Origin of the sequence: Acidaminococcus sp. BV3L6 (assembly GCF_000468835.1) — a bacterium.
GTDB lineage: Bacteria > Bacillota > Negativicutes > Acidaminococcales > Acidaminococcaceae > Acidaminococcus > Acidaminococcus intestini.
The window spans coordinates 1-24,464 of record NZ_AWUR01000011.1 but is presented as its reverse complement, the minus strand read 5'-3'; the positions used below and the strand labels follow the sequence as shown (position 1 = coordinate 24,464).

Sequence of the window (24,464 nt, the reverse complement as noted above, 5' to 3'; positions counted from 1 at the left end):
GGAATGACATTGAAAAAGATCATCATTGCTATAGATGGCCCTGCGGGAGCAGGGAAAAGCACGATTGCAAAGAAAGTCGCTGCCAGTCTTGGCTATGCCTATATCGATACAGGGGCCATGTATCGTGCTGTGACCCTTTCCTGCCTAACTGCAGGACTTTCTCTTACAGAATCGGCTGCGACTCAAATGGCCCAAGGCATCAAGATTTCTTTCCGCTATGAAGATGGCCGGAACCAGGTCTATCTCAATGATCACGAAGTTACAGATGCCATTCGTAGCCTTGAAGTTTCCCGGAATGTTTCACAGGTCAGTGCCTATGGCGGCGTTCGCACAGCAATGGTTGCTCAGCAGCGGAAGATGGGAAAAAATGGTGGGATTGTCATGGATGGACGTGATATTGGCACGGTCGTCTTTCCGCATGCCCAGCTTAAGGTCTTTTTGACTGCCTCCGTGGAAGAACGGGCTCGCCGGCGCTTTGAGGAACTTAAGGTGAAGGGGGAGACTGTTTCTTTGGAAGACCTTAAAAAGAGAATCAGTGAGCGGGATCGTTTAGATGAGACAAGGGCGATTTCTCCTCTCAAAAAGGCAAATGATGCAGTGCTCATTGATTCTACACAGATGTCCATTCAGGAAGTCACGGAAACAATCCTGTCCTTGGCTAAAAAGGAGAGATGAATCTCATGTGGTACCGATTTGTACAGCTGCTTTTTAGAGTACTGTTTTCCATCTTTTTCCGTTTGGAGACCATTGGCCGCGAAAACATTCCTCACGAAGGACCTGTTGTCATCGCTTCCAATCATGTCAGTCTCCTTGACCCTCCTATGATTGGAACGGCGGCTTCAAGACCCATTCACTTTATGGCCAAATCAGAACTTTTTGTTCCTGTTCTAGGAACGCTTTACCGCTCCTTGGGCGCCTTTCCGGTCCATCGCGGGGCTGCCGATACGCATGCCATTCGTCATGCCTTGAAACTTCTGAAAGACCGTAAGGTCCTTGGAATCTTTCCAGAAGGGCACAGGATCCGGACGGGAAAGCTCGGAAAAGCAGAACCAGGTGCCATGGCGATTGCCATCAAGGGAAAGGCACAAGTAGTCCCCACAGCCATCCTAGGGTCCAACCTGGGAGTACAAAAAGGCTTCTGGCCCCATATCAAAGTTGTTTTTGGTCAACCTATTTCTGTCTTTGGGGCTGAAGGCGGTAAAAAAGATACGGAAGCCTTTACGGAGGAACTGATGGGTGAAATATCCCGTCTCATCAAGGAAAATGGGGGCATTTGAGCCATGCAGATCATTGTCGCAGATCCCTGTGGATTTTGTTATGGAGTAAAACGTGCGATAGACATTGCACAAATGAACGTAAAAGGATATAATACTAGTATTGCCACCCTAGGTGAAATTGTTCATAACCCTCGGGTTGTGGAATCGCTCGCGCAAAAAGGTGTACAATGCAAGGAAACACTGGCCGATTTTTCTGCTGGTGATACGGTTATCTTTCGTTCCCATGGTGCAGCTCCTCAAATTTATGAGGAAGCCGAACAAAAAGGACTTAAGATCATTGATGCCACTTGCCCCCATGTGCGGAAAGCACAAAAGACAGCCGCCGCCCTTTCCAAGGAAGGCCGGTTTGTCATCATCATTGGGGAGAAGCGTCATCCTGAGGTGCAAAGTATCAAGGCTTGGGCAGGTAAGGATTCTCTGGTCATCGAAACAGCTGATGACGTGGAATCTCTTCCTGTAAGAGATAAGTTTGGTGTAGTGAGCCAGACGACTTTTGAGGCAGGGAAGTTTAACCTTCTGCTTCATCTGTCGCAGGAGAAACGATCTGGTGACTACAAAGTGGAAAGGACCATCTGTACAGCCACTGCTGAACGTCAGGAAGCAGCAAGGAAACTTGCTGGAAACTGTGACGCGTTCTTTGTCTTTGGCGGAAAAAACAGTGCCAACACACGCCATTTGGCGGAACTTGCACGCCCTATCAATCCCCGAACCTATCTTTTGCAGGACGCTAGCGAGATTACCTTATCCATGCTTGCCGGAGCAGAAAAAATTGGCATTACTGCTGGTGCATCTACACCGCAGGAAATTATTGAGGAGGCTATTGTAGCTATGGAAACGATGGAAGAACTGTTGGGACAAGAAGAAAGCATGAAACTGCACATTGGTATGATTGTTGAGGGCACGGTCATCGACGTAACCAAAGATGAAGTGGTTGTTAACTTTGGTTACCAGAGCGAAGGTTCCGTACCCTTTGACCAATGGGTTCAGGGTGGTACCAAGGAAACCGTCGCTCCCACTGTAAATAAAGGCGATAAGGTCACGCTGAAAGTCATTGCCAGCGAAAATCAGGATGGTCTCGTTGTTCTTTCCAAGACGAGAGCTGAAGCTGACCAGGCTTGGCTGAAACTGCCGGAAGAATTCACTGATGAAAAGAAAGTGGTTACCGTTAAAGGCCTGCGTGCCGTTAAAGGCGGCCTGACCGTTGCCTATGAAGGCCTAACAGGATTCATCCCTGCTTCTCACCTTGATCTTAGACATGTGGATGATGTCAAGGAATATGAAGGTAAGGAACTTGAAGTTTCCCTTCTTGAAATCAACCCTGAAAAGAAACGTCTTGTCTTCTCCCGCAGAAATGTCCTGAGAGAAGAACGTGCTGCCAGAAACGCTGCCTATAAGGAAGAACGCGCTCGCCGTGAAGAAGAACGCAAGGAAGCCATGGATAAGGCTTTTGAAACCTTCCATGAAGGTGAAACTGTTGAAGGGACGATTCGGAGCATCGTCGATTTCGGGATGTTCGTTGAAATTGCACCTTTTGTTCAGGGCCTTGTTCATATCTCTGAAATTTCCTGGGATCGTAGCGTCAAACCGGCCGATCTCTACAAAGTCGGTGACAAAGTTGAAGTCTACATCAAAGGCCTCGACGCTGAAAAAGGCCGTATTAGCCTTTCTGTTAAAGCGCTTCAGGAAGATCCTTGGCAGGCTGCTGCAAAGAACATCCATGTCGGTGACATTGTTACCGGTACGGTTCTTCGCTTCCTTCCCTTCGGTGCGATTGTCAAATTGAATGATAAGAACGAAGGCATGATCCACATCTCCGAAATTTCCGAACAGCGTATCGAAAAACCGGAAGATGTTCTGGAAGTTGGTCAGGAAGTCAAGGTCAAGGTTCTGCGTGTTGACACGGAACATAAGAAGATTGCCCTCAGCATCACCAAAGCAAAGGAAGATGCTGAAAAGGCTGAAATGAGCCAGTACCTAGGCAAAAAAGGCGCTCTCTCCCAGGATCTGGGTGAAAAACTCGCTGAGGTAGAAAACGAAGCCAACTAATTAAAGGAGTCTCCAATGAAAAGCCGGGAAAGTCGTAAGCTCGATCATATCCGATACGCACTTTGTGTCGGGGATGGGCCTTGCGCTTCCGGCTTTTCTGACGTTCATTTGCTTCATCATTGCCTGTCAGGCATCTGCCGTAATGAGGTGGACCTGACTTGCTTACTGCCAGGCCTGCCCGCTCTGGCCCATCCGATTATCATCAATGCCATCACAGGCGGGGCAGACGCGGTCGCAAAAATCAATGAATCACTGGCCATTGTCGCCCGCGAAACGGGTTCAGCCATGGCCGTTGGTTCCCAATTTGGTACGGTGCGAACGGGGCTTCATCGAGATAGCTATACGATTGTCCGAAAGTGCAATCCCAAGGGGCTCATCTTTGCTAATTTAAGTGCTTTTGCCTCTGTAGAGCAGGCAAAGGCCGCTATTGACATGATTTCTGCCGACGCCCTTCAGATTCATTTGAATCCTGCCCAGGAACTTGCGATGGAAGAAGGGGATCGGGACTTTTCGAACTGCCTATCTCATATAGAAGCTATGGTACAAGGTGTTGGGGTCCCTGTTATTGTCAAGGAAACAGGCTGCGGCATGGCCAAAAAAGAGGCCCAGGACCTCCTTGATGTTGGCGTAACACTCCTTGATATTGGTGGGGCAGGGGGAACCAATTTCCCTGCCATCGAGCATCAGCGTTACCCAGAAGGCAATGAAGAGCTCTCGGAATGGGGCATCCCCACGGTCCTGTCCCTGCTATCCGTCGTACAGACGGTTGGTTGGGGAAATGGGGTCATTGCCTCAGGAGGCATCAGGAGCGCCCTTGATGTGGTCAAGGCCCAGGTCCTTGGGGCTTCAGCGGTTGCCATGGCAGGTAATCTGCTGCAAAAGATTCAGCAGGAAGGAACTGAGGAAACCATTCATTTTCTGCAGCGGTTGCTGAACAAGGTTCTTGACTTTTATACCCTTCTTGGCTGCAGAACCTTCAGGGATCTTCACGAGGCGCGATATTATCTAACCGGCGAGACGGCCCAAGCTGTTTCATGGCTCCGGAAGTATGACCAGAATGATTGAAAGAGGAATCCTATATGAGTAAACCCATTGTTGCCATTGTCGGCAGACCGAATGTCGGCAAGTCAACTTTATTCAATATTTTTGCGGACAGCCGCATCTCCATTGTGGAAGATACGCCGGGTGTCACGCGGGACCGGCTTTATGCCGAAGCAGAATGGCTAGACCGCCGCTTCATGATGGTCGATACGGGCGGGATTGAAATTGCCAATACCGACTCCATTGCCGTTTCCATCCGGGAGCAGGCTAAGATTGCCATCAAGGAAGCCGATGTCATCCTCTTTGTCTGTGACGCCCGTACAGGGGTTACGACAGAAGACCAAGAAGTGGCCAAACTGATCCGTATGGCCCAAAAACCGGTCGTCCTTGCTGTTAATAAAGCCGATACGCCGACCCAGGAACTGGAAGCCTATGAATTCTATAACCTGGGCATTGGAGAACCCTATATGATTTCGGCGTCCAACCGACTTAACCTCGGCGACCTGCTTGATGCCGTTGTATCCCACTTTCCTGATGAGGATGAATCCGATGATGATGATCATGATGACGTCATCAAGGTTGCAATCATTGGACGACCGAATGTGGGCAAATCCTCCATCTTCAATGACATCATTGGGCAGACCCGCTCCATCGTCAGCGATGTGGCAGGGACAACCCGTGATGCCATTGACGTTCCTGTCATGAAGGATGGTCAGACTTACCTCTTCATCGATACGGCAGGGATGCGCCGCAAAGGGAAAATCGATGAACCGATTGAAAAGTACAGCATTATCCGTACCCTACGTGCAGTGGACCGTTCCGATGTTGTCCTCATGGTCCTCGATGCCGTTGATGGCGTTACCGAACAGGATAAAAAGATTGCAGGCTATGCCCACGAGGCAGGCAAGGGTATTGTCCTTGTTGTCAATAAGTGGGATCTGTATCAAAAGGATGAGATGTCAACTGTTCATTATACGGAAACTATTCGAAAAGAACTCATCTTCATGCCTTATGCCAATGTCGTTTATGTTTCGGCCCTGACGCAGCAGCGCATCAGCCGCCTGCCCGATCTTATCAAAGATGCGGCCGAAGCTAATGCCATGCGGATTTCAACATCCGTCCTCAATCAGGTTGTGACCGATGCCGTGGCTATGAACCAACCGCCCATGGAAAAGGGCAAGCACCTGAAAATTCTTTATGCAACCCAGGTCAAGGTCAAACCGCCGACCTTCGTGATTTTCTGCAATGAACCGGAAATCATGCACTTTTCCTACCAGCGTTACCTTGAAAATAAGCTGAGGGAAGCCTTTGGATTCCAAGGAACGCCCATCAATCTCATTGTACGCGGTAAGAATGAAGATAACTGACCCATAAGGAAGGCGCATTGGAATGAGTGTATTGTTAGGAGCTCTTATCGGGTATTTCATGGGGTCCATTCCTTGTGGCCTCGTATTTGTAAAAGCCATCTGCGGCATTGATATTAGGCAGTACGGAAGCCATAATATTGGGACGACGAACGTCTTTCGAACGGTCGGTGCGCGCATGGCTTCCCTGGTCCTATTGGGGGATCTGGGCAAGGGCGTTGTGGCTCTTTTGTTGGTTAGCCGTTTTGTGTCCACTGACCTTTGGCCGCAGCTTGCTTGTGCAGCTACCTCCATCTTGGGGCACAGTTTTTCCTGTTTCCTCCATTTTAAAGGCGGACGAGGCGTTGCTACGGGGCTTGGTGTCCTGCTTTATTTCATGCCTGATGTTTCTGTTTTTGCCCTCACCGTATGGCTTGCCATCGTCTTTGTCACACGCTATGTCTCGTTGGGTTCCATTGTGGCTGCCTTTTGCGCACCTCTTGGCGCCTATTATTTAGGCTACGATCTTCCTCTTGTTATTTTTACGGCAATCATCGCTGCTGTTGTCATTGTCCGCCATTATGAAAATATGGTCCGACTCTTTCACGGCACGGAAAACAAAATTCGGGAAGGTCATCTGTCCGTGAAAGATAAAAAATAAGGAGGAAACCATGTCCATCGCTGTAATTGGTGCAGGAAGCTGGGGAACCGTCCTTTCGAAAATCCTTGCTGATAATGGCCATGACGTCGTGCTTTGGGCTCGGAATCCAGAAAAAGCCGCGCTCATTGAACAGACGCGGATCAATAACGATTATCTGCCAGACCTTACGCTTTCACCATCCATTCATGTAACCCATGATTTTCAATGGGTGGGAACAGCGGAGGTCCTTGTCTTTGTTGTCCCATCAAAGGGGATGGGGACTGTATGCAGTGACCTTTCCAGGGTTACGAAAGGGAAAGGAAAGATCCTTCTTACCTGTACAAAAGGATTCTCTCGGGATACGGGAAAGCTGATGTCGGATGTGTTGGAACGCTATTTTCCTGAGGCACAGGCCATCGCAGCATTAAGCGGCCCCAATCTTGCTATGGAACTTGCCCAAAAGCAGCCAAGTGCTTCCGTCATCGCCTCAAAAGATCCAAAGGCAGCAAAAATCCTGCAGGATCTGTTCCTCAATGGATATTTTCGGCCCTATATTTCAGACGATATCCTTGGCGTTCAGTTATGCGGTGCCCTGAAAAACTGCTATGCCCTTGTGACAGGGATGATTTCGGGTCTGGGGCTTGGTGAAAACAGTCAGGCAGCTCTCATTACCCGAGCCCTTGCAGAAATGACAAGACTTGGGCTTAAATTGGGAGCCCATCAGGAAACTTTTGCCGGGCTAAGTGGAATCGGAGATCTTGTCGCGACCTGCACAAGTCCTTTGAGCCGCAACCATACGGCAGGCACCTTGCTTGCCCAAGGAAAAGCTGCCAAGGACATAGAGCAAGGGACCCATATGGTCATTGAAGGCATGAGTACGACAAAGACCGTTTATGCCCTTTCTCACAGACTTGGTGTCGAAATGCCTATTATCGATCAACTTTATGAAGTTCTGTACCATCATAAGGAAATCACTCTTGCGGCCCATGATCTTATGTCACGATCGGGGAAGAAAGAGTGGAACTAATTATTGAATTATGATATAATGTCCTTCTAGAAAGGATAAACATTCTTTGGAAAAGGATAGATGCAACATGACAAACGAAAAAAAATCAGAGTTCTATTTAGTCAGAGAGGAAATCCTACCTGAAGCCATCAAAAAAACCATTATGGTCAAGGAAATCCTCAAACGCGGTAAACTTAAGACTGTCAATGAAGCTGTTGCAAAGGTTGGGCTAAGCCGTAGTGCATACTACAAATACAAGGATTACGTCTTTCCCTTCTATGATGCAAGTCGTGAAAAGGTCATCACTATTTCCCTGCTCCTGGAACACAAACCAGGTGTTCTTTCTAGCGTTCTCAACACAATTGCCGCTGATGGGGGAAGTGTTATCACGATCAACCAAGGTGTTCCCCTGCAGGGTGTTGCCAACACAACCATTTCCGTGGAAACAAAATTCCTCACCATCGATATGGAGGCCCTTTTGGATAAGGTTCGCCTCATCGAAGGAGTAAAACGGCTGGACGTGCTTGGTCAGGTCGATTAAAGGGGTCCTTATTTTGAAAAAAGAAATCAATATTGGGCTTTTGGGCACAGGAACCGTCGGTGGAGGCGTGATTCTTGTCCTAAAAGATCATGAAGCGCTCATTACGGAACGGGTGGGGACACCTATCCGTATCAAAAAGGTGTTGGCAAGGCATCCGGAAAAGGTGCATGCTTTGGATCCGTCCCTGCCAGTTGTCACGGATATCGAAGAAATCACCGGTGACCCTGATATTGATATTGTTGTTGAACTGATTGGCAGGGAGCATCCTGCCCTTGAGTACATGAAAAAAGCCTTATTGGCCGGTAAGAACGTTGTTACGGCCAATAAGGATGTTGTGGCTGTTCACGGGAAAGAACTCTTTGAGTTGGCAGCAGCCCACCATGTCGATTTTCTTTTTGAGGCATCGGTGGCTGGGGGAATCCCCATTATTCGACCGCTGAAAGAATCCTTGGCAAGCAACCGGATTTCCCTCATTATGGGAATTATCAATGGGACGACGAACTACATGCTGACCCGGATGACTGAAGAGCATATGGATTTTACAGAAGTGCTCAAACAGGCACAGGAAAAAGGTTATGCCGAGTCGGATCCAACCGCTGATATCGGTGGCTTTGATGCAGCGCGAAAAATTGCCATCCTTTCTTCCATTGCCTTCAATACACGGGTCCATTTGGATGAAGTCGAAATTGAAGGTATTGAAAAGATCTCCCTTCGTGATATCGTCTATGCAGAGGAACTGGGCTACACCATCAAACTCTTGGGAATCGCCAAGCAGTTGAAAAATGGGAAGATTTCTGTGGGGGTCCATCCAACGATGCTTCGTAAGAATCACCCGCTTGCGTCGGTGGATGATGTCTTTAATGCCGTCTATATCGAAGGTCAGCCCATTGGTGAGGCCATGTTTTATGGCCGCGGTGCCGGCCGTTTTCCGACGGCCAGTGCGGTGTGCGGAGATATCATTGAATGTGCCCGTAACATCCGTGAAGGATGCAATGGCAGGGTTGGCTGTACCTGCTATGAAGAGAAAGCCCTGGCGCTTAAGGAGGAAGTTTTCTCCCAGTTTTACGTGCGCCTTCTCGTCGACGAAGCGCCTGGTGTATTGGCACAGATTGCCAGTGTCTTTGGCAAACACGAGGTCAGTCTCTTCAATGTCCTGCAGACTCGTAAATTAGGTGATTTAGCAGAAATTGTTGTAATTACTCATCCTGTTTCCGTTTATGACCTGGAAGAAGCCACAAAGGAATTGGCAGTAACGAAAGTCGTCAATCGCATCAGCAACGTACTTCGCGTTGAAGATGACCAATCCATCTGTTAAGTCAGCAAAGGAGTGGAAAGTATGGACGTTCAAAAAGTCACGGTCCGAGTCCCTGCAACTTCCGCCAACTGCGGACCTGGATTTGACTGCTTAGGACTTGCCTGTTCCCTCTATAATGTATTTACTTTTGAACGGATTCCGCAGGGAATCGAAGTCTCAGGGGTAGGGGAAGGTGCCGAAATCCTTCCTTTGGGCCGCCATAATCTGGCGGTCTCTTCCTTTTATGCATTATGGGAGAAATATCAGGGAAAGGAAACGGGAATCCGCGTCACAAGCGTCATACACGTACCTGTATCAAGGGGGCTCGGAAGCAGTTCGACGGCTGTAGTGGCTGGTCTTATGGCAGCTAATGCCATGCTGGGATCACCGCTGACCAAAAAGGAACTGGTTACGGAAGCAACCCTCATTGAAGGGCATCCAGATAATGTAGCACCTGCCATCCTCGGTGGGATCACCATCAATATCATGGCCGATGACAAGGTCAAAAGCTTGCGTTTTCTGCCGGCCTGTCCTCTGGGCATGATTGTCTTGGTCCCAGCCCTTCATGTATCCACGGAAGAGGCAAGGAAGGTTCTGCCGAAAGAGATTCCTCATAAGGATGCGGTGTATTCTGCAAGCCGCGCAGCTATGCTCGTCGGCTCACTCATTACAGGACACTTTGAAAACCTTCCGGAAGCGCTGGAAGATAAGCTTCATACGCCGTATCGGCTTCCCCTGATCCCGGGGGCGTCAGAAGCCCTCAAAGGGGCTCGCGATGCCGGTGCGTACAATGCCGTCATCTCAGGATCGGGTTCGACCCTTATGGCCTATGTACCGGAGGAAAAGGATCGCTCCCGCATTGCAGAGGCTCTAGCAGCACCCTTCCGCAAGCTTGGCATTGCGTGCACCCTTCATCAGGTCAGCCTAGACACGGAAGGAGCCGTTGTTTCTCTAGCAGAAGAAGCGGAAAGATTCTGATGAAGCCTCCTTTATTTTCGTGATTTCAAAAATAAGGGTTGACTTTATGGAGAATATCGAGTAAAATTATTACTGTTGTCGGGGCGTGGCGCAGTTTGGTAGCGCGCTTCCTTGGGGTGGAAGAGGTCGTGAGTTCGAATCTCGCCGCTCCGACCAATTTGTGATTTGACGCCATAAAGTTCGAAACTTTGTGGCGTTTTTTCATGCCTCTTTCAGGGTATGAACATAGCATACGGAATTGACCTTAACCGGGCTTTAGGAGGAGTTTCATCGATGAGTGAATTACAGGATAAAATCAATAAAAGGCGGACTTTTGCCATCATTTCCCATCCGGATGCTGGTAAAACGACCTTGACCGAAAAACTGCTTCTTTATGGGGGCGCCATCCATCTTGCCGGATCGGTCAAGAGCCGCAAAACAAATCGTCACGCCGTTTCTGACTGGATGGAAATTGAAAAACAGAGAGGGATTTCTGTTACAAGCAGCGTGCTCCAATTTGATTATGATGGGTACCGCGTTAATATCCTTGATACACCGGGCCATCAAGATTTCAGTGAAGATACTTATCGAACCTTGATTGCTGCCGATTCCGCGGTCATGCTGATTGATGCGGCCAAGGGCGTGGAACCACAGACGAAAAAACTCTTTTGGGTCTGCCACCGAAGAAAACTGCCGATCTTTACCTTTGTCAATAAATTGGACCGCTATGGCCGGGCCCCTATGGATCTTATGGACGAAATCGAAAAGATCCTTCATATTAATGCTTTCCCTATCAATTGGCCAATTGGGGTTGATGGGCACTATATCGGGGTCTACGACCGAATCAAAAAACAGGTGGAACTCTTTGACAATGATAACAGCCATGGCAGCAAGATCCTTAAATCAACGACGGGGGATTTAAACGATCCTGCCATCAAGGAAGCCATCGGCGAGGCCAATTATCAGACACTGCTCGATGACATTGAGCTTCTTGACCTAGCCGGTGATGAATTTGACCTCCAAAAGGTCCTGGATGGGGAACTGACGCCGATGTTCTTCGGGTCTGCCATGACAAACTTCGGTGTCCGGCCTTTCCTTGAAAAATTTCTGGAACTGTCCCCCGCGCCGCAGCCTCGCAAATTAAAGGATGGCGGTGTCGTCATGCCTGACGATGAGAATTTTAGCGCCTTCATTTTTAAAATCCAGGCCAACATGAATCCGGCCCATCGCGACCGTATCAGTTTTATGCGCATTTGCTCCGGCAAATTTGAGAAGGGCATGACCGTCTGGCATCTCCAAGGCAATCATCCAGTTAAGCTTTCCCAGCCCCAGCAATTCATGGCACAGGAACGGACAACCGTAGAAACAGCCTATCCTGGTGATATCATTGGCGTCTTCGATCCTGGCATCTTTACCATTGGGGATACCCTTACAAGTGAAAAGAATAAGATCCAATTCGAGGATTTTCCTATTTTTCCGCCTGAAATTTTTGCAAAGGTCCAGCCTAAGGATTCCCTCAAACGCAAACAGTTTGAAAAGGGTATTGTTCAACTGGCACAGGAAGGGGCCATCCAGGTGTTCCGTCAAAAGAATATTGGCATGGAAAGCTTTGTTGTAGGAGTAGTCGGTGTCCTCCAGTTAGAAGTTCTGGATTATCGCCTTAAGAATGAATACAGCGCCCAACTTCTCATGGATCGCCTGCCCTACAGTGTGGCTCGCTGGGTCTATGCTGATGATGCCGAGGCCATTCGTAATATGAAGGGCCTTGATAATGGGATGCTTGTCTATGATAAACTTGGCCGTCCCGTCGTTCTTGTTTCCAATGAATGGAATCTTAACTGGCTCTTGGAGCGGAATCCTGGTATCAATTTCACAGAAGTGCCATCTGAAGCAAGAGCCATCTAACTTATGGAAAGGAGCAGGGTATGCTCATGAAAAAGGCCATTAATATCCTTGGCGTTCCTGTTACGCCTTTTTCCATGGAAGAAGCAGTCTCCTTCCTCATGGATCGGATTGCAAAGAAGATGCCCACACAGGTGGTCACGGCTAACGCTGAAATCATCATGATGGCACGGAACGACAAACGCTATGGTACGCTCCTTCAACAGGCCGATTTGGTTCTTGCAGATGGGGCGGGAACGGTCTGGGCTGGCCGCACCTTAGGATATGAAGTCCCTGAACGGGTGGCTGGTTTTGATTTATTCGTGGAACTGATCAAAAAATCAGCTGAGGAAGGAATCAAACTCTACTTTTTTGGAGCCGCTCCTGGTATCGCAGAAGCTGCAAAAGCCAAAGCTGAGATGTTGGCTCCCGGCGTTTCCATCGTTGGCACGCGGAATGGGTATTTTTCAGAAACAGATATAGAGGAAATCATTGACGAAATCAATGCTTCTGGGGCCCAGATCTTATTTGCAGCTCTTGGCGCGCCCAAGCAGGAGTACTGGCTGCGTGATCACGCAAAACAGCTGCGGCCCCTTATCCGGATTGGACTGGGAGGATCCTTTGATGTACTTGCCGGTAAGACGACGCGGGCCCCTCACTGGATGCAGAAAGCTTCCCTGGAATGGCTCTATCGTCTTTATAAGGAACCGAGCCGAATCGGTCGTATGATGGCCCTGCCGCGTTTTGTCCTTGCTGTCCAGAAGGAAAAAAGAACCCATAAATAGACAAAGGGTGTTGAATTGTATTATAATAACCAAATAGTGGAGGTGAGGGCGTGACCCGATATACAATCATAAAGGACGGCTATCCGTTCATTTTTACAGGTCTTGCAGCGACCATCCTTGTCGGCTTTTTGGCTGATCCGGCATTTGCTGGGATTCCGCTCATCCTGACCATATACTTTGCCTATTTCTTTCGGGAACCGGACCGCCCCCTGCCGGATGATCCCCATGTCTTGTATTCCCCGGCTGATGGGACTGTCATGGCTGTCGAGGAATTCTTTGATGACGAATTTCTTCATGAGGAAGCAAAGAAGGTAACCATCTTCTTATCCGTTTTCAATGTCCATACTAATCGCGCACCTATGAAGGGCTATGTTAAATATCTGCGCTATACATGCGGCGGCTTTGAGCCCGCTTTCAAGGGATCTGCGCCCATCGTCAATGAACGCATGGCCATTGGACTTGAAAACGAACAAAGCCGTGTTCTCGTCGTCCAGATTGCGGGTATCCTTGCTCGGCGCATTGTCTCTTGGACATCGCTTGGTAAGCAGCTTCTGCAAGGGGAAACGTACGGAATGATTAAATTTGGCTCCAGCACGGAGCTTATCGTTCCTCGCGACGTAGAAATCCTTGTCAAAAAGGGAGATAAAGTCAAAGGCGGCATAACAATTATGGGGAGGCAGCAAGTACAATGAATTATAGACGCATGGTTCCAAACAGCATCAGTGGTCTCAGCATGGTCCTTGGGGTTTTATCCATCTATCTTTCCATGGATGGTGAATTTTCAAGGGCTGCCATCTTCATTATTTTAGCCGTCCTTGCAGATTCCTGCGATGGACGGGCTGCACGTCTTCTTGGCGTCAGTGGGGAATTCGGAAAGGAAATGGATTCCATTTGCGATGTTTGTTCTTTCGGAATGGCTCCGGCTGTCTTGATTTATACTTATGGTCTTACGGATCTGGGTCTTTGGGGACAGATCATATCGTCCCTCTTCACTTTTGGCGCGGGACTGCGCCTGGCTCGTTTCAATGTCAACACGAGCGTTGTTTCTGGGTATTTTGAAGGGATGCCGGCGCCGGCTGGTGCCTGCGTCCTTGTGACCTATGTGCTTTCTGGTTATCAATTTGGGCCGATGGGGACAGCCATCCTGACGCTGTTAGTGGCAAAATTGATGTACAGTGAAGTTCGTTACCCTGATTTCAAGGGACACGGCAATCCTCTTTTCAAGGTTCCTGTCATCTTGTCTTTTGCCATTGGTCTTTATATGCTTGTAACCAATTTCCATGCTTGGCCTTTTATCATCATGTTTACCTACACGATTTGCGGGGTCCTCAACGCCATTTATGTTAAGGTTACGGGGAAAAAAGCAGGGGAGTAAGTAGGAGTCCTTCATGACGAGTTACTTTGACATCATCATGATTCCGCTTCAGGTCATGATTGTATTTTTTACCATTTACTATTTTGTCCTGTCTTTATTCGGAATCCTGCCTGGAAAAAAAGAAAAGAAAATTACAACGCCGAAGACAACCTTTGCTGTCATTGCAGCAGCTCATAATGAAGAACGAGTGATTGGCGAACTAGTGGAAAATCTTCGCATGCTTCGCTATCCCGATTCCATGTACGAGATTTTTGTCGTAGCCGACAATTGTACGGACCATACTGCGGACGTCGCACGCAAGGCCGGAGCCAGCGTTCATGAGCGCTTTAATGATACGGAAAAGGGGAAGGGCTTTGCCCTTGAATGGATGTTCAAGCGGCTTTTTGAAATGAATCGTCAATTTGACGCGGTTGTTATTTTTGATGCCGATAACCTTGTCCATCCTGACTTTCTCATGGAAATGAATTCCCGCTATCAAAAAGGGGAACGCCTCATCCAGGGGTATCTTGATTCCAAGAACCCTAATGATACGTGGGTAAGCGGTGTCTTTGCCATTTCCTTCTGGATCACCAATGCAGTTTGGTCCAGAGCCAAATACAATATTGGCCTTTCCAGCATTCTTGGCGGAACAGGGATGTGCATTGCCGTGGATATCCTTAAGAAGTACGGATGGGAAGCAACCTGCTTGACGGAAGATATGGAATTTACCATGAAATCCCTCTTGGAAGGCATTCCAACGACTTGGTGTGACAATGCGATTGTCTATGATGAAAAGGCCCTGACCTTTAAACAGTCTTGGAACCAGAGAAAAAGGTGGGTACAAGGCCACTTTGATGTGGGGGAACGGTATATTCCAAAGCTCCTGAAGGAAGGCATCAAAAAACGGGATATCATCATCCTTGACGGTGTCATCGATCTTTTTCAGCCTTATTTCCTCCTTCTTTCAACGCTGTTTGTCATTGCCAGTACAATCTACACCTATGTTCCATTTTACACGAACGTGCTCTATGCCATCCTGCCTTATGAAATCTGGCAGGTCATTGGGATTGGTCAGTACGTCATTCCTGCCGTAATCCTTCTAAAAATCCACGCAGCACCTAAATCTTGGTTCTATACCATCTTTTATCCGATCTTTGTTTATAGCTGGATACCCATTACGGTGCTGGGATTCCTTCACCGTCATGAACATGTATGGAGCCATACGCTTCATACGAGGGGAATCAGTTTCAATGATGTACTGGTTCCGGAAAGTTCCGAACACGGACCCAAGCAGATTATCCTTTCCAAAGAAAAGGATAAGAATAAATCCTAAACAATGAACACCCTTTACCGTATCAAATGAAACAGACGGGAAGGGTGTTTTTTCTATTTTTCTCTTCTTTATTGACACAGCGCGATAAAGAGGTGTAAGGTAAGATTTACATTTTCCTTGCGCAGTCTAGCAGCAGAGAAGAAAAGGGGGAACCGGATAATGACGAAAAAGATTGCTTTCATTGGCAGCACTCATTCTGCCTATTATCCGTATTGAAATAGAACAGACGAGGAAGCTCTTTTCTTTGCGCCTTCGATATGATGGAGCTTATTATGGTACCCGGACGGATTACGTTTGCAGCCATCCTTTACCCACAGTGCCGCGACGATAGGACTCTTGCCGTTCACGGTCTATTTATCAATCTTGCTTTCGGAACCTCTGTAACAACCCCTTATCTCTTCATGTTTGTCAATCGACTGATCATAGCTGGAGCCATTATATCAACTAGAGTGATGATCAGCATCTTCGTTGGTTATTATGGTGTCCACAGGCCTGCTGATGCCCATCGATTGCGGTACCTGCTCTTTTCCTATCATCAGTATGCTGGGGTCAGCCCTTTGTTTGACTCTCATTACGCTTTTGACCATTTTTCTTTACCGGAAAAAGGCCACCGAAAGAATCTGTCAAGTTATTTGTGAGGTGTGATTATGCCTGGTATCCTTGCCATAACGATTTTATTTTTTCTTTACGCCTTGAGCGAAATCATCGCCCTGCGTTCAAATGCTGTTCTATCAACGGTTCTTGGGATTTCCGTAATCCTAACCATCGGTTTTTGGTTCAATCTCTTACCCAAGGATATCATTCAACTTGCCCATATTCCAGGAATCGGAATGCTGACCGTGGGAATGCTTCTTGTCTCCTTGGGCACCACCATTGATTTTGCTGAACTTCGCCGTCAGTGGAAGGTGGCAGCAGTCAGTGTGATTTCTGTTACGATGGCCGTTATTTTTATCATCTATTTAGGTCCATTTTTCATGGATGGAGCCCTTGCCATCGCAGGGTCTCCCATTTTTGCCGGCGGGAACGCGGCCATGCTCATTATCCTTGACGCGGTACAGGAAAAAGGAATCGAGACAGTAGGAACCTTCTGTCTTGTCCTTCTCGTGACACAAAAATTCTTCGGGATTCCTATTGCTTCCCTGATGCTGCGCCATTTGGCCAAAAATCTCAGGGACGACGTGGATTTCGTAAAACGCTATGCGTCGGAAGGGGAAGAAAATAAGGTCAAAAAGCCGCTCCGCCTTCCCAGTCTTTTTGATCGTCCTTCCGTACACCTTGCAAAATTATCTTTTGTTGCTTCCATTGCTTATTATGCTTCAAGATTCACGGGTGGGGCGGTTCATTACCTTGTCATGTGTCTTCTTCTTGGGACCCTTTTTTACGCACTGGGATTCTTGGAAAAAGGCATCCTTCAAAAAACACAGTCAAGCGGCATCATCCTTTTTTTCGTTACCATCGTGATCTTTTCTTCTTTGAGCCGGACAACCCCGCAGGAAGTGCTCTCCGTCCTTCCGCCGCTTGCAGCTACGGCCTTATTGGGTATATTGGGGCTTTTTACGGCGGGGCTTGTGACAAATAGGCTTTTTTCCCTGCCTTTTCCCCTTTGCGTGAGTCTTGGCGTGACTTGCACCTTTGGTTTTCCTACAACGATGCTTGTCTCTCAGGAAGTATCCGCTGCCATGGGAAGAAATGAGGAGGAACGTGCAGCCTTGCTGCACTACCTTCTCCCAAAGATGCTTGTAGCTGGTTTTGTCACCGTTACCATCACATCTGTCCTGCTTGCTGGATTTGTCGTCACACTATTGTAAGGAGGAATCTTTGCCAATGGAAGACAATGAAAAACTGACACACTACCTATATGGACATGAAAAAGAAATGCTATCGCTGTGGAAAACCCTTGTAGAAACAGAAAGCGGGCCCAAACAGCCAACTGGGGTTGAATCGGTAAGAAGCCTTCTTGCAGGAGAATTGGCCGCCATGGGATTTACCATACGGCTCCAAAAAGTCTCGGGCGCCCCGGACCTTCTTATAGCGGAACGGGGAAAAGAGGAAGGGGAGGGTCCCATCATCCTCTCCGGCCATATGGATACCGTTTTTCCGGAAGGAAAAGCGTCGACCTGCCCTTTTTTCATTGACGAAGAGGGGTATGCTCACGGGCCTGGTGTCCTAGATATGAAGGGCGGGCTTGTCGTAAGTCTCTATGCGGTTAAAGCCCTTAGCGCACTGTCGCTCGTCACGCCTCCAATTAAATTTGTTTTTGTAACGGATGAGGAAACCCTTCATATGCACTCCAATGCAAAAGCCGTGCTGCGCAGGGAAATTACAGGGGCAAAAGCCTTTTTAAACTTTGAACCTTGCGCCGAAAACGGACAGGTCGTTCTCTCACGCTATGGCGGCGGTCCTGTATCCATCCATGTACATGGATGTGCAGCCCACTCCGGTACGAGCCCTGAAAAAGGACGTTCCGCTATCTTGGAAGCCGCTCATAAGATCATTTATCTGGAAAGCAAAAATGATATCTCCCGAGGAAAATTGATCAATTGCGGAGCCATCGATGGCGGTATTGGTGAAAATACGATTCCTGGGGAATGTACGCTGCGTATTGGGGTCCGCTACCGCACGGAAAGCCTAGCCCAGGAAATCAAGGAAAACCTAAAGGAGGCCACGGCAAGCCAGACCGTTCCCGATACGTGGGCGGATCTTGATTTGACCCATCTGATTCCTGCCATGGACCTAAAAGAAGGGGGAAAAGGCCTGATTGTGAAGCTTCAGGAAGCGGCCGCCTTTTATTCCATGAGTCCAATTAAGGGCATTCAAGTAGGCGGCTTATCCGATGCGGGCCTTGCCGCAAGCCTGGGGATACCGACGCTTTGTGGAATGGGTGTCATTGGTAGCGGTGCCCATACGGATGAAGAAAAAGCCCTGGTCAGTTCCCTCTTTGAACGATCGGTCCTTGCAGCTGCGTTGCTTCATCTTTTATAAGAAAAACCCCTCCGTCTGCTGACAGAGGGGTTTTTCTCCGAATTTGACGCAAAGATGTCCCTGACTTTTCACACCCTTTGGGACGTTCGCATTTTATTTCAACGGTAAATTATGGTAAAATGAGTTGTTATCAGATGAAACGTAAGCGACACACAAAAGGAGCCATTCATGACCATTTCAGGAATCTTATTTGATTTTGATGGAACCCTTGCCAATACAACACCCCTCATCCTTCATTGTTTCCATCAAACCTTTTCTCATTTTTATGGAAAGGTCCCGCCTGATGAGAAAATCTTGACGACGTTTGGTCTTCCTATGCCTCAGGCCATGCTGCAGCTGAGTGGTGGGGATGAAGCCCATCTCGACGAGCTGCTGACTTTTTATCGGACGTATCAGCTTTCTGTTCATGATGAAACGATCCGTCCCTTTCCTTCTGTTTTGGCTGGCTGTCAGCGCCTAAAGGAAAAGGGGATCCATTCCATCATTGTGACAAGCAAGACCAATGAGACTTGTGAACGGGGACTACGCTGTCTGGGGCTTTCTCCCTATATAGAAGGTGTGATTGGCGTACGGGATACAGCCCTTCATAAGCCTGATCCAGAACCCAGCCTTCTTGCCCTAAAAAAGCTAGGACTTTCCGGTGAGGAATGCCTTTGTGTCGGTGACAGTCCTTATGATCTAGTGAGCGGAATGCGAGCTGGATGCCGTGCTTCAGTCAAGGTCGGGTGGTCCAGCTTTGACCCCATACGTTTCCAGCAAGAAATAAAACCGAACTATACGATTGCATCTTTACCGGAACTTCTCTCTATCATTAAAAGTTTGAATCAGCAGAGGTGAACGTTATGCGCAAAATTGGAATCATTGGGGGTACAGGTGTCGAAGATACCTCCATATTTGGAACGCTGTCCCCCATTACGGTAGAAACCCCATTTGGTACGGCGGAAGGATTTGCAGGCAAGATCGATGATACATCTGTTTACTTCATTGCTCGTCATGGCAAGGGGCACAGTCTGCCGCCGCATCGCATTCCATATCGTGCCAATATCTATGCGTTGAAGAAGTTGGGTGTAACGGAAATCTTATCTTTTACCGCTGTAGGCTCCCTGAATCGCGGCTTGATTCCTGGGACGTTTGTCAATACGAGTCAAATCCTTGATTTTACAAAATCGCGCGAGCATACTTTTTTTGATGGCGGTGTCATGCCGGTCTGCCATGTTGACTTCAGCTTTCCCTATTGTCCAGTCCTGCGGGAGCGGCTCAACGGCATCCTCACAAGACTTGGCGTACGACACAGTAAAGCTGGCTGCTATGTAGCTACAGAAGGGCCACGCTATGAAACTGCTGCCGAGGTTCGGATGTATGGACTTATGGGCGGTGATATAGCAGGGATGACCCAAATGCCGGAAGCCGTCCTTGCAAGGGAAGCAGAGATTTGCTATGCCAATTGCAGCCTAGTGACCAATATGGGATCCGGTCTTTCTTGGACGGCCCTATCTCATGAGGAAGTTGTTGCCATGATGGATGAAAATGCCAAAACCATTGCTCGCATCATCCATGCCTTCCTAACAGAGGAAGAACAGACCTTGGCATCTTGTCACTGCCGGGAAGCGGCTCATGCTGTGGGTGGTTTTCCCATTGATAAAATCTAAAGAAAAGAGGGTACAAGCAACAGATGTTTTACGATACCGTGATCCAAGGCGCTGAGATCTTGGATCGAAATGACGGAAAAACCTATCAAGTTGGGATAAAGGATGGACGCATTGCCTATATCGGTCAAGAGCCGGTTCAAGGCAGCCTCGTAATCGATGGCAGAGACCATCTTCTTGCGCCGGGCTTAGTAAACACCCATACTCATATCGCTATGACTCTTTTTCGCAGTTATGCCGATGATATGGTCCTTATGGACTGGCTGCAGGACAAAATCTGGCCCATGGAGAATCATCTCACGGGAAATGACGTGTATTGGGGCAGTCTCCTTGGCATAGCGGAAATGATCCGTACAGGTACAACGGCATTTGCCGATATGTACTTCTTTATGGAAGCCACGGCCCGTGCCGTGGCTTCATCGGGAATCCGTGCTGCGTTATCAAGGGGCCTTACCGGGTCTTCCGCAGCCGATGGCAAAGCCCGTCTTGATGAGAATTCAGCTCTATTTGATACGTGGAACGGCGTCGAAAATGACCGGATTCATGTGATGTATGGCCCCCATGCGCCATATACCTGCGCTCCGGAATATATTTGCAGCATCGTAAAGGAAGCGGCCCGAAAAGGAGCCGAAATCCACATGCATCTTGCGGAAACAAAAGGGGAGGTGGCGGACTGTCTCAAGAAATATGACAAATCGCCCATTGCCTTGATGGAAGAACTGGGCTTATTTGAGCTGGGAACCCTTGCTGCCCATTGCGTCCATGTTGATGACAAGGATATGGAAATCCTAAGGAAGCATCATGTACGCATTGCCTCCAACCCGCAGAGCAACCTTAAACTGGCAAGCGGAATTGCCCCCATCGGCCAAATGCTCCAAAAAGGCATTGTCCTCGGTCTTGGAACGGATGGGGCATCAAGCAACAATAATCTGGATATGCTTGAAGAGGTACGTCTAGCCTCCATGCTGTCCAAAGTCAAAGAGGATAATCCTAGGAGCGTGCCCGCTAAAACTGCAATCAAATGCGGAACCCTAGAAGGCGCCAAAGCCATCGGCTTTGATGAAGTGGGTGCCGTCACAACAGGATACAAAGCAGATCTTGTCCTTTATGATCTGAAAGAACCGGAATGGTTCCCCCGCAATGACCGCTATTCCCTTCTTTGCAATGCCGCCAGTTCCCACAGTGTCAGCCATGTTTTTGTAGATGGAAAATTGCTTTATGAAAACGGCGAATATCTGACCCTTGATTACGAAAAAGTTTGCGCCGAAGCTCAGCGCTGTGCTGAGCGACTTTCCAGGGCCTAAAGGGGAGGGGAGAGAAGTGAAAAAACGGATAGCTGCACTCTTTACGGCAGCCTTTACAGTCCTAAGCCTCAGCATCCAGCATCCTGCCATGGCGGCCGCTCCGCAGCGCTATACACCCAAAAGCGGTGGCTTTACCATGACCATTCCGCCAGGCAGTACAGAATTGTATCATACAACAACAGGTGTTCGCTTTAAGGTTGGGGAAGACTTTCTCATCAGTGCGGATCTTTATACACTGCCCAGTTTTATTTCTGTTCCCATGAAACAATACTCAGGAGAACAGAAACGGGAACTTTCGAAATTCCTTAAGAAAATCCAAGATGATCAGGATAATACGATTGTAGGCATGGATGATAAGGCCACTGGCCAAACAACTGATAAGGCAGCTCTTTTGCGTGATAAACTTCACGGAAAAAAGAACAACCCATCGGCTCAGTTAGAAAAAGAGATGCAAGCAGGCTGCTATGATTTTCGCAGTGTTCCCAAAGATCCAGAAAAGACAAGACGTCCCTTTATCATTGGACGGGCATACCAAACGCAGAAAAATAATCTATGCGTTGTAACGGTCCGTACAACACAGGCCAATGAAGAAGCTGGCAAGGAAGCCTTAAAAGCAATCACAAAGGATCTAGATCTGAAAAAGATCCATTATACGGATGAAAATATCCTAACCGTCCCCAACCTCGGATTCCAGATGGAAATTCCCAGTGGGTGGCGTATTTATACACTGCGTGCCGATAATGTCCTTTTTGGACGCAGCTTGAGCAGTGTCCATACGGATTCCATGATGATCCGAAGGCTCAGCGATGACAGTTTCAAGGAATTAGGGTCTGCCACAAAGGCGACTATCAATGAAGCAGAAAAGAACTTCATCGAAAAAATCACAAGCTATACACCCAATATTACAATCCTTCATCATGAACCCATCATTGTCGGTGACCTTCGCGGAAGTCTTTCGCAGTCGACCGATAATGAAGACTTAAAGAAAGTCTTCCTACTCAATGCATATCTCCTTAATCCACAAGGTGAAGGTTATGTTATCCACTTTCAAACAGATGATACCATCAACTATGACCTGAAGCTCAGTGCATTTAAACGAGCCGTACAGTCATTTACACTTCTTGGTCAAAAAAAGAAATCAACTTAAGAACGGATACAATCCCGGAACGGCTTAGGAAAAGAGGGTTCCGGGATTTTTTTACGGCCTTTATTTTTATACTATTTTACATAATATATATTATAGGACGTAAAAATTTCTGCTTAAAAAATGCTTTTTCTGTTCCCCACGTCCTTAGCTGCGTACAGTTTTAAGTGGCTGCAGCCAACCATTCCTGCAAGCTACACTCCTATCTAAAATGACAATCTTCTTTTACGTATCTTAATCTCGGAATTCTCTTAGCGTAAACTTTATTTTCTTTTTCCTTAATCTATCATGATTTTACTTTTGCATTCCGTTGTTCGTTTTTCTTTTATTATCTTTATTTTATTCATATTTTCTTCTCTTTTACTAAACGTACGTTTGACTATTATTTGAACTCTTGATATACTACTACATATAGTATATTTCTTTAAAATACCTTGTATGGGAGGCTTTCTTATGGGCAGACCTAAAGCAAATTCGATACACGCTAATGGACTTACGGACCGTCAGGAAATGATCCTTGAATTTATTCGAAGTTATATCTCTGAAAATAACTATCCCCCATCCGTCCGTGAAATTGGTAAGGGTGTTGGCCTGGCCTCCAGTGCCAGTGTTCATAACAATATGAAGAAGCTTGCGAGTTTAGGTTTCTTGAACTGGGATACGGATAAACCCCGTACGTATGGACTTGTTTCTGATGAAGCCTGGCGCAAGAAGGAAGTAGTTGGCGTGCCTCTTGTTGGGGCTGTTCACGCCGGCGATCCCATTCTTGCTGATGAACATATCGAGGATATGTACCCCATTCCAACAGAACTTCTCGGGACCAAGGACGATGTCTTCATGATGGTCGTCGAAGGCGATAGTATGAAAGATGCCGGAATTCTTGACCGGGACTATGTTTTTGTTCGCCGTCAAGATTACGCCCAAAATGGGGATATCGTGGTTGCTCTTTTAAATGGAGAAGAAACGACGATAAAACGGTATTTCCGTGAACTCAAACAGATTCGTCTAGTTCCGGAAAATAGCGCTTATTCACCCATCGTTGGTACGGATAATATTAAGATTACCGGAGTTGTTGTAGGTGTTTTCCGTGTTCTTTGATTGTTTTCTGCTCGTTTACGATAGATAATAAGCCATGAAATTCCCAACAAAGGTTTCATGCCCTTAAAACGCTTAAATTTGCGTTTTAAGGGCTTTTATCTATTTTATGATTAAATATATGCATATTTCAATAAAACCGCCTCTAACATAAAATATAGAGGCGGTTTTATTTTTCGAAAGAAGCACTTTTTCACATTTTACCTTTTACTACTATTTTGATGTTATATAGGATGCTTTTTCCTATGGCTCCCACTTGCTCCTACTTTTCTCATGATCAGCTGTTTATTATTTTCATTTTTCTAAAAGACTGCTGTTCATTTCTTCATAAGACGAACTGACTGTCTTTCTTATAATGGCCCTACAGATATGGAAATCTGGCTTATAAGCTCAAATCTGCATTTAGAGCATGTTTTCTCATAAGAGGTGTCTATCATTTTCTAAAATCGTCTTAGAAGAGAAATATGGTGACATATGTGCTTATTTATCCATAACGATCCAGCACTCAGCAAAGGTCTAATGGAGCAGTCAATCTTGATTTATTGGGACAAGAAGATTGGACAGGAGGCAAAATGGGCATAAAGAAAATACGTAGATTGCCAAATAAACAGCAAGGTGAGTAAAATCCGATCAGAGGGGATCCGCAGCTTAGAGACAGCAGCTCTTTTGCTATACAGGAACAATTCCCTTTGGTCCTTTAAAAGAATCTTGTCTGGGATGCTGTGAGCGAGAAATCATCAAGTGACGGCCTTGTCTTGGAAACTTAAGTAAAATAGGAGAGGGGAGGGATTTTTC

General features: G+C 47.4%; 23 protein-coding genes and 1 tRNA gene. All 24 read left to right on the top strand.

From position 1 onward, the window contains the following. Nucleotides 1-3: 3 nt before the first annotated feature. The 24 genes from cmk to lexA all read left to right on the top strand — a co-directional run bounded on the left by cmk (nt 4) and on the right by lexA (nt 23,672). Nucleotides 4-675 carry a (d)CMP kinase gene (gene cmk / locus HMPREF1246_RS03045; protein ID WP_035224241.1) on the top strand — a complete coding sequence of 224 codons (672 nt, stop codon included), beginning with the start codon at nt 4-6 and terminating at the stop codon, nt 673-675. Continuing rightward, the gene (locus tag HMPREF1246_RS03040; RefSeq protein WP_035224235.1) at nt 672-1,277 is read left to right on the top strand and encodes a 1-acyl-sn-glycerol-3-phosphate acyltransferase; all 606 of its coding nucleotides are present in this window, start codon (nt 672-674) and stop codon (nt 1,275-1,277) included. The genes cmk and HMPREF1246_RS03040 overlap by 4 nt, the downstream gene beginning before the upstream one ends. A gap of 3 nt (nt 1,278-1,280) precedes the next feature. Then, nucleotides 1,281-3,323: a bifunctional 4-hydroxy-3-methylbut-2-enyl diphosphate reductase/30S ribosomal protein S1 gene (locus tag HMPREF1246_RS03035; protein ID WP_021736662.1), complete on the top strand. Its 2,043-nt coding sequence runs from the start codon at nt 1,281-1,283 to the stop codon at nt 3,321-3,323. Between the two features lie 15 nt (nt 3,324-3,338). Next, nucleotides 3,339-4,388: a type 2 isopentenyl-diphosphate Delta-isomerase gene (fni, locus tag HMPREF1246_RS03030; RefSeq protein ID WP_009014734.1), complete on the top strand. Its 1,050-nt coding sequence runs from the start codon at nt 3,339-3,341 to the stop codon at nt 4,386-4,388. A gap of 14 nt (nt 4,389-4,402) precedes the next feature. Then, the gene (gene der / locus HMPREF1246_RS03025; protein ID WP_016459518.1) at nt 4,403-5,731 is read left to right on the top strand and encodes a ribosome biogenesis GTPase Der; all 1,329 of its coding nucleotides are present in this window, start codon (nt 4,403-4,405) and stop codon (nt 5,729-5,731) included. A 22-nt stretch (nt 5,732-5,753) separates the two neighbouring features. After that, entirely contained in the window at nt 5,754-6,368 is a 615-nt protein-coding gene (gene plsY / locus HMPREF1246_RS03020; RefSeq protein WP_021736672.1) for a glycerol-3-phosphate 1-O-acyltransferase PlsY, read from the top strand. A 10-nt stretch (nt 6,369-6,378) separates the two neighbouring features. Continuing rightward, complete coding sequence (locus HMPREF1246_RS03015; protein WP_021736670.1) at nt 6,379-7,374, top strand: NAD(P)H-dependent glycerol-3-phosphate dehydrogenase; 996 nt, start codon at nt 6,379-6,381, stop codon at nt 7,372-7,374. 67 nt (nt 7,375-7,441) lie between these two features. Next, entirely contained in the window at nt 7,442-7,894 is a 453-nt protein-coding gene (locus tag HMPREF1246_RS03010; RefSeq protein WP_009014738.1) for an ACT domain-containing protein, read from the top strand. A 13-nt stretch (nt 7,895-7,907) separates the two neighbouring features. Continuing rightward, the gene (locus HMPREF1246_RS03005; protein WP_009014739.1) at nt 7,908-9,209 is read left to right on the top strand and encodes a homoserine dehydrogenase; all 1,302 of its coding nucleotides are present in this window, start codon (nt 7,908-7,910) and stop codon (nt 9,207-9,209) included. Between the two features lie 21 nt (nt 9,210-9,230). Next, nucleotides 9,231-10,166, top strand: a complete 936-nt coding sequence (thrB, locus tag HMPREF1246_RS03000) for a homoserine kinase (protein WP_021736654.1) — start codon at nt 9,231-9,233, stop codon at nt 10,164-10,166. A gap of 79 nt (nt 10,167-10,245) precedes the next feature. After that, nucleotides 10,246-10,322 (top strand) — tRNA-Pro (locus tag HMPREF1246_RS02995). A 117-nt stretch (nt 10,323-10,439) separates the two neighbouring features. Continuing rightward, on the top strand, nt 10,440-12,050 hold the full coding sequence (locus HMPREF1246_RS02990) for a peptide chain release factor 3 (RefSeq protein WP_009014741.1): 1,611 nt from the start codon (nt 10,440-10,442) through the stop codon (nt 12,048-12,050). A 20-nt stretch (nt 12,051-12,070) separates the two neighbouring features. Then, entirely contained in the window at nt 12,071-12,811 is a 741-nt protein-coding gene (locus HMPREF1246_RS02985; protein WP_009014742.1) for a WecB/TagA/CpsF family glycosyltransferase, read from the top strand. 50 nt (nt 12,812-12,861) lie between these two features. Further along, nucleotides 12,862-13,503 carry a phosphatidylserine decarboxylase gene (locus HMPREF1246_RS02980; RefSeq protein ID WP_009014743.1) on the top strand — a complete coding sequence of 214 codons (642 nt, stop codon included), beginning with the start codon at nt 12,862-12,864 and terminating at the stop codon, nt 13,501-13,503. Further along, nucleotides 13,500-14,186, top strand: a complete 687-nt coding sequence (pssA, locus tag HMPREF1246_RS02975) for a CDP-diacylglycerol--serine O-phosphatidyltransferase (RefSeq protein WP_009014744.1) — start codon at nt 13,500-13,502, stop codon at nt 14,184-14,186. The genes HMPREF1246_RS02980 and pssA overlap by 4 nt, the downstream gene beginning before the upstream one ends. A gap of 13 nt (nt 14,187-14,199) precedes the next feature. Continuing rightward, nucleotides 14,200-15,498 carry a glycosyltransferase family 2 protein gene (locus HMPREF1246_RS02970; protein WP_009014745.1) on the top strand — a complete coding sequence of 433 codons (1,299 nt, stop codon included), beginning with the start codon at nt 14,200-14,202 and terminating at the stop codon, nt 15,496-15,498. A 257-nt stretch (nt 15,499-15,755) separates the two neighbouring features. Then, the gene (locus tag HMPREF1246_RS02965) at nt 15,756-16,136 is read left to right on the top strand and encodes a hypothetical protein (RefSeq protein ID WP_035224233.1); all 381 of its coding nucleotides are present in this window, start codon (nt 15,756-15,758) and stop codon (nt 16,134-16,136) included. A gap of 9 nt (nt 16,137-16,145) precedes the next feature. Next, on the top strand, nt 16,146-17,306 hold the full coding sequence (locus tag HMPREF1246_RS02960) for a hypothetical protein (RefSeq protein ID WP_014128466.1): 1,161 nt from the start codon (nt 16,146-16,148) through the stop codon (nt 17,304-17,306). A gap of 16 nt (nt 17,307-17,322) precedes the next feature. Beyond that, nucleotides 17,323-18,480, top strand: a complete 1,158-nt coding sequence (locus HMPREF1246_RS02955; RefSeq protein ID WP_009014747.1) for a M20/M25/M40 family metallo-hydrolase — start codon at nt 17,323-17,325, stop codon at nt 18,478-18,480. A 168-nt stretch (nt 18,481-18,648) separates the two neighbouring features. Continuing rightward, nucleotides 18,649-19,317 carry an HAD hydrolase-like protein gene (locus HMPREF1246_RS02950; RefSeq protein WP_021736647.1) on the top strand — a complete coding sequence of 223 codons (669 nt, stop codon included), beginning with the start codon at nt 18,649-18,651 and terminating at the stop codon, nt 19,315-19,317. Between the two features lie 5 nt (nt 19,318-19,322). Further along, nucleotides 19,323-20,129, top strand: a complete 807-nt coding sequence (locus tag HMPREF1246_RS02945) for an S-methyl-5'-thioinosine phosphorylase (RefSeq protein ID WP_021736669.1) — start codon at nt 19,323-19,325, stop codon at nt 20,127-20,129. Nucleotides 20,130-20,152: 23 nt separating this feature from the next. Continuing rightward, a complete protein-coding gene (locus HMPREF1246_RS02940; protein ID WP_021736656.1) occupies nt 20,153-21,430 on the top strand; it encodes an amidohydrolase in 1,278 nt (425 codons plus the stop codon). A 16-nt stretch (nt 21,431-21,446) separates the two neighbouring features. Continuing rightward, entirely contained in the window at nt 21,447-22,577 is a 1,131-nt protein-coding gene (locus HMPREF1246_RS02935) for a hypothetical protein (RefSeq protein ID WP_021736649.1), read from the top strand. A gap of 450 nt (nt 22,578-23,027) precedes the next feature. Next, nucleotides 23,028-23,672, top strand: coding sequence for a transcriptional repressor LexA (gene lexA, locus HMPREF1246_RS02930; RefSeq protein ID WP_009014752.1), 645 nt, complete (start codon nt 23,028-23,030; stop codon nt 23,670-23,672). Nucleotides 23,673-24,464 lie beyond the last annotated feature (792 nt).

Coding starts and splice junctions, on each gene's coding strand:
- cmk (WP_035224241.1), top strand. CDS start 4: ATGACATTGAAAAAGATCATCATTGCTATAGATGGCCCTGCGGGAGCA.
- HMPREF1246_RS03040 (WP_035224235.1), top strand. CDS start 672: ATGAATCTCATGTGGTACCGATTTGTACAGCTGCTTTTTAGAGTACTG.
- HMPREF1246_RS03035 (WP_021736662.1), top strand. CDS start 1,281: ATGCAGATCATTGTCGCAGATCCCTGTGGATTTTGTTATGGAGTAAAA.
- fni (WP_009014734.1), top strand. CDS start 3,339: ATGAAAAGCCGGGAAAGTCGTAAGCTCGATCATATCCGATACGCACTT.
- der (WP_016459518.1), top strand. CDS start 4,403: ATGAGTAAACCCATTGTTGCCATTGTCGGCAGACCGAATGTCGGCAAG.
- plsY (WP_021736672.1), top strand. CDS start 5,754: ATGAGTGTATTGTTAGGAGCTCTTATCGGGTATTTCATGGGGTCCATT.
- HMPREF1246_RS03015 (WP_021736670.1), top strand. CDS start 6,379: ATGTCCATCGCTGTAATTGGTGCAGGAAGCTGGGGAACCGTCCTTTCG.
- HMPREF1246_RS03010 (WP_009014738.1), top strand. CDS start 7,442: ATGACAAACGAAAAAAAATCAGAGTTCTATTTAGTCAGAGAGGAAATC.
- thrB (WP_021736654.1), top strand. CDS start 9,231: ATGGACGTTCAAAAAGTCACGGTCCGAGTCCCTGCAACTTCCGCCAAC.
- HMPREF1246_RS02990 (WP_009014741.1), top strand. CDS start 10,440: ATGAGTGAATTACAGGATAAAATCAATAAAAGGCGGACTTTTGCCATC.
- HMPREF1246_RS02985 (WP_009014742.1), top strand. CDS start 12,071: ATGCTCATGAAAAAGGCCATTAATATCCTTGGCGTTCCTGTTACGCCT.
- pssA (WP_009014744.1), top strand. CDS start 13,500: ATGAATTATAGACGCATGGTTCCAAACAGCATCAGTGGTCTCAGCATG.
- HMPREF1246_RS02970 (WP_009014745.1), top strand. CDS start 14,200: ATGACGAGTTACTTTGACATCATCATGATTCCGCTTCAGGTCATGATT.
- HMPREF1246_RS02965 (WP_035224233.1), top strand. CDS start 15,756: ATGATGGAGCTTATTATGGTACCCGGACGGATTACGTTTGCAGCCATC.
- HMPREF1246_RS02960 (WP_014128466.1), top strand. CDS start 16,146: ATGCCTGGTATCCTTGCCATAACGATTTTATTTTTTCTTTACGCCTTG.
- HMPREF1246_RS02955 (WP_009014747.1), top strand. CDS start 17,323: ATGGAAGACAATGAAAAACTGACACACTACCTATATGGACATGAAAAA.
- HMPREF1246_RS02950 (WP_021736647.1), top strand. CDS start 18,649: ATGACCATTTCAGGAATCTTATTTGATTTTGATGGAACCCTTGCCAAT.
- HMPREF1246_RS02945 (WP_021736669.1), top strand. CDS start 19,323: ATGCGCAAAATTGGAATCATTGGGGGTACAGGTGTCGAAGATACCTCC.
- HMPREF1246_RS02940 (WP_021736656.1), top strand. CDS start 20,153: ATGTTTTACGATACCGTGATCCAAGGCGCTGAGATCTTGGATCGAAAT.
- lexA (WP_009014752.1), top strand. CDS start 23,028: ATGGGCAGACCTAAAGCAAATTCGATACACGCTAATGGACTTACGGAC.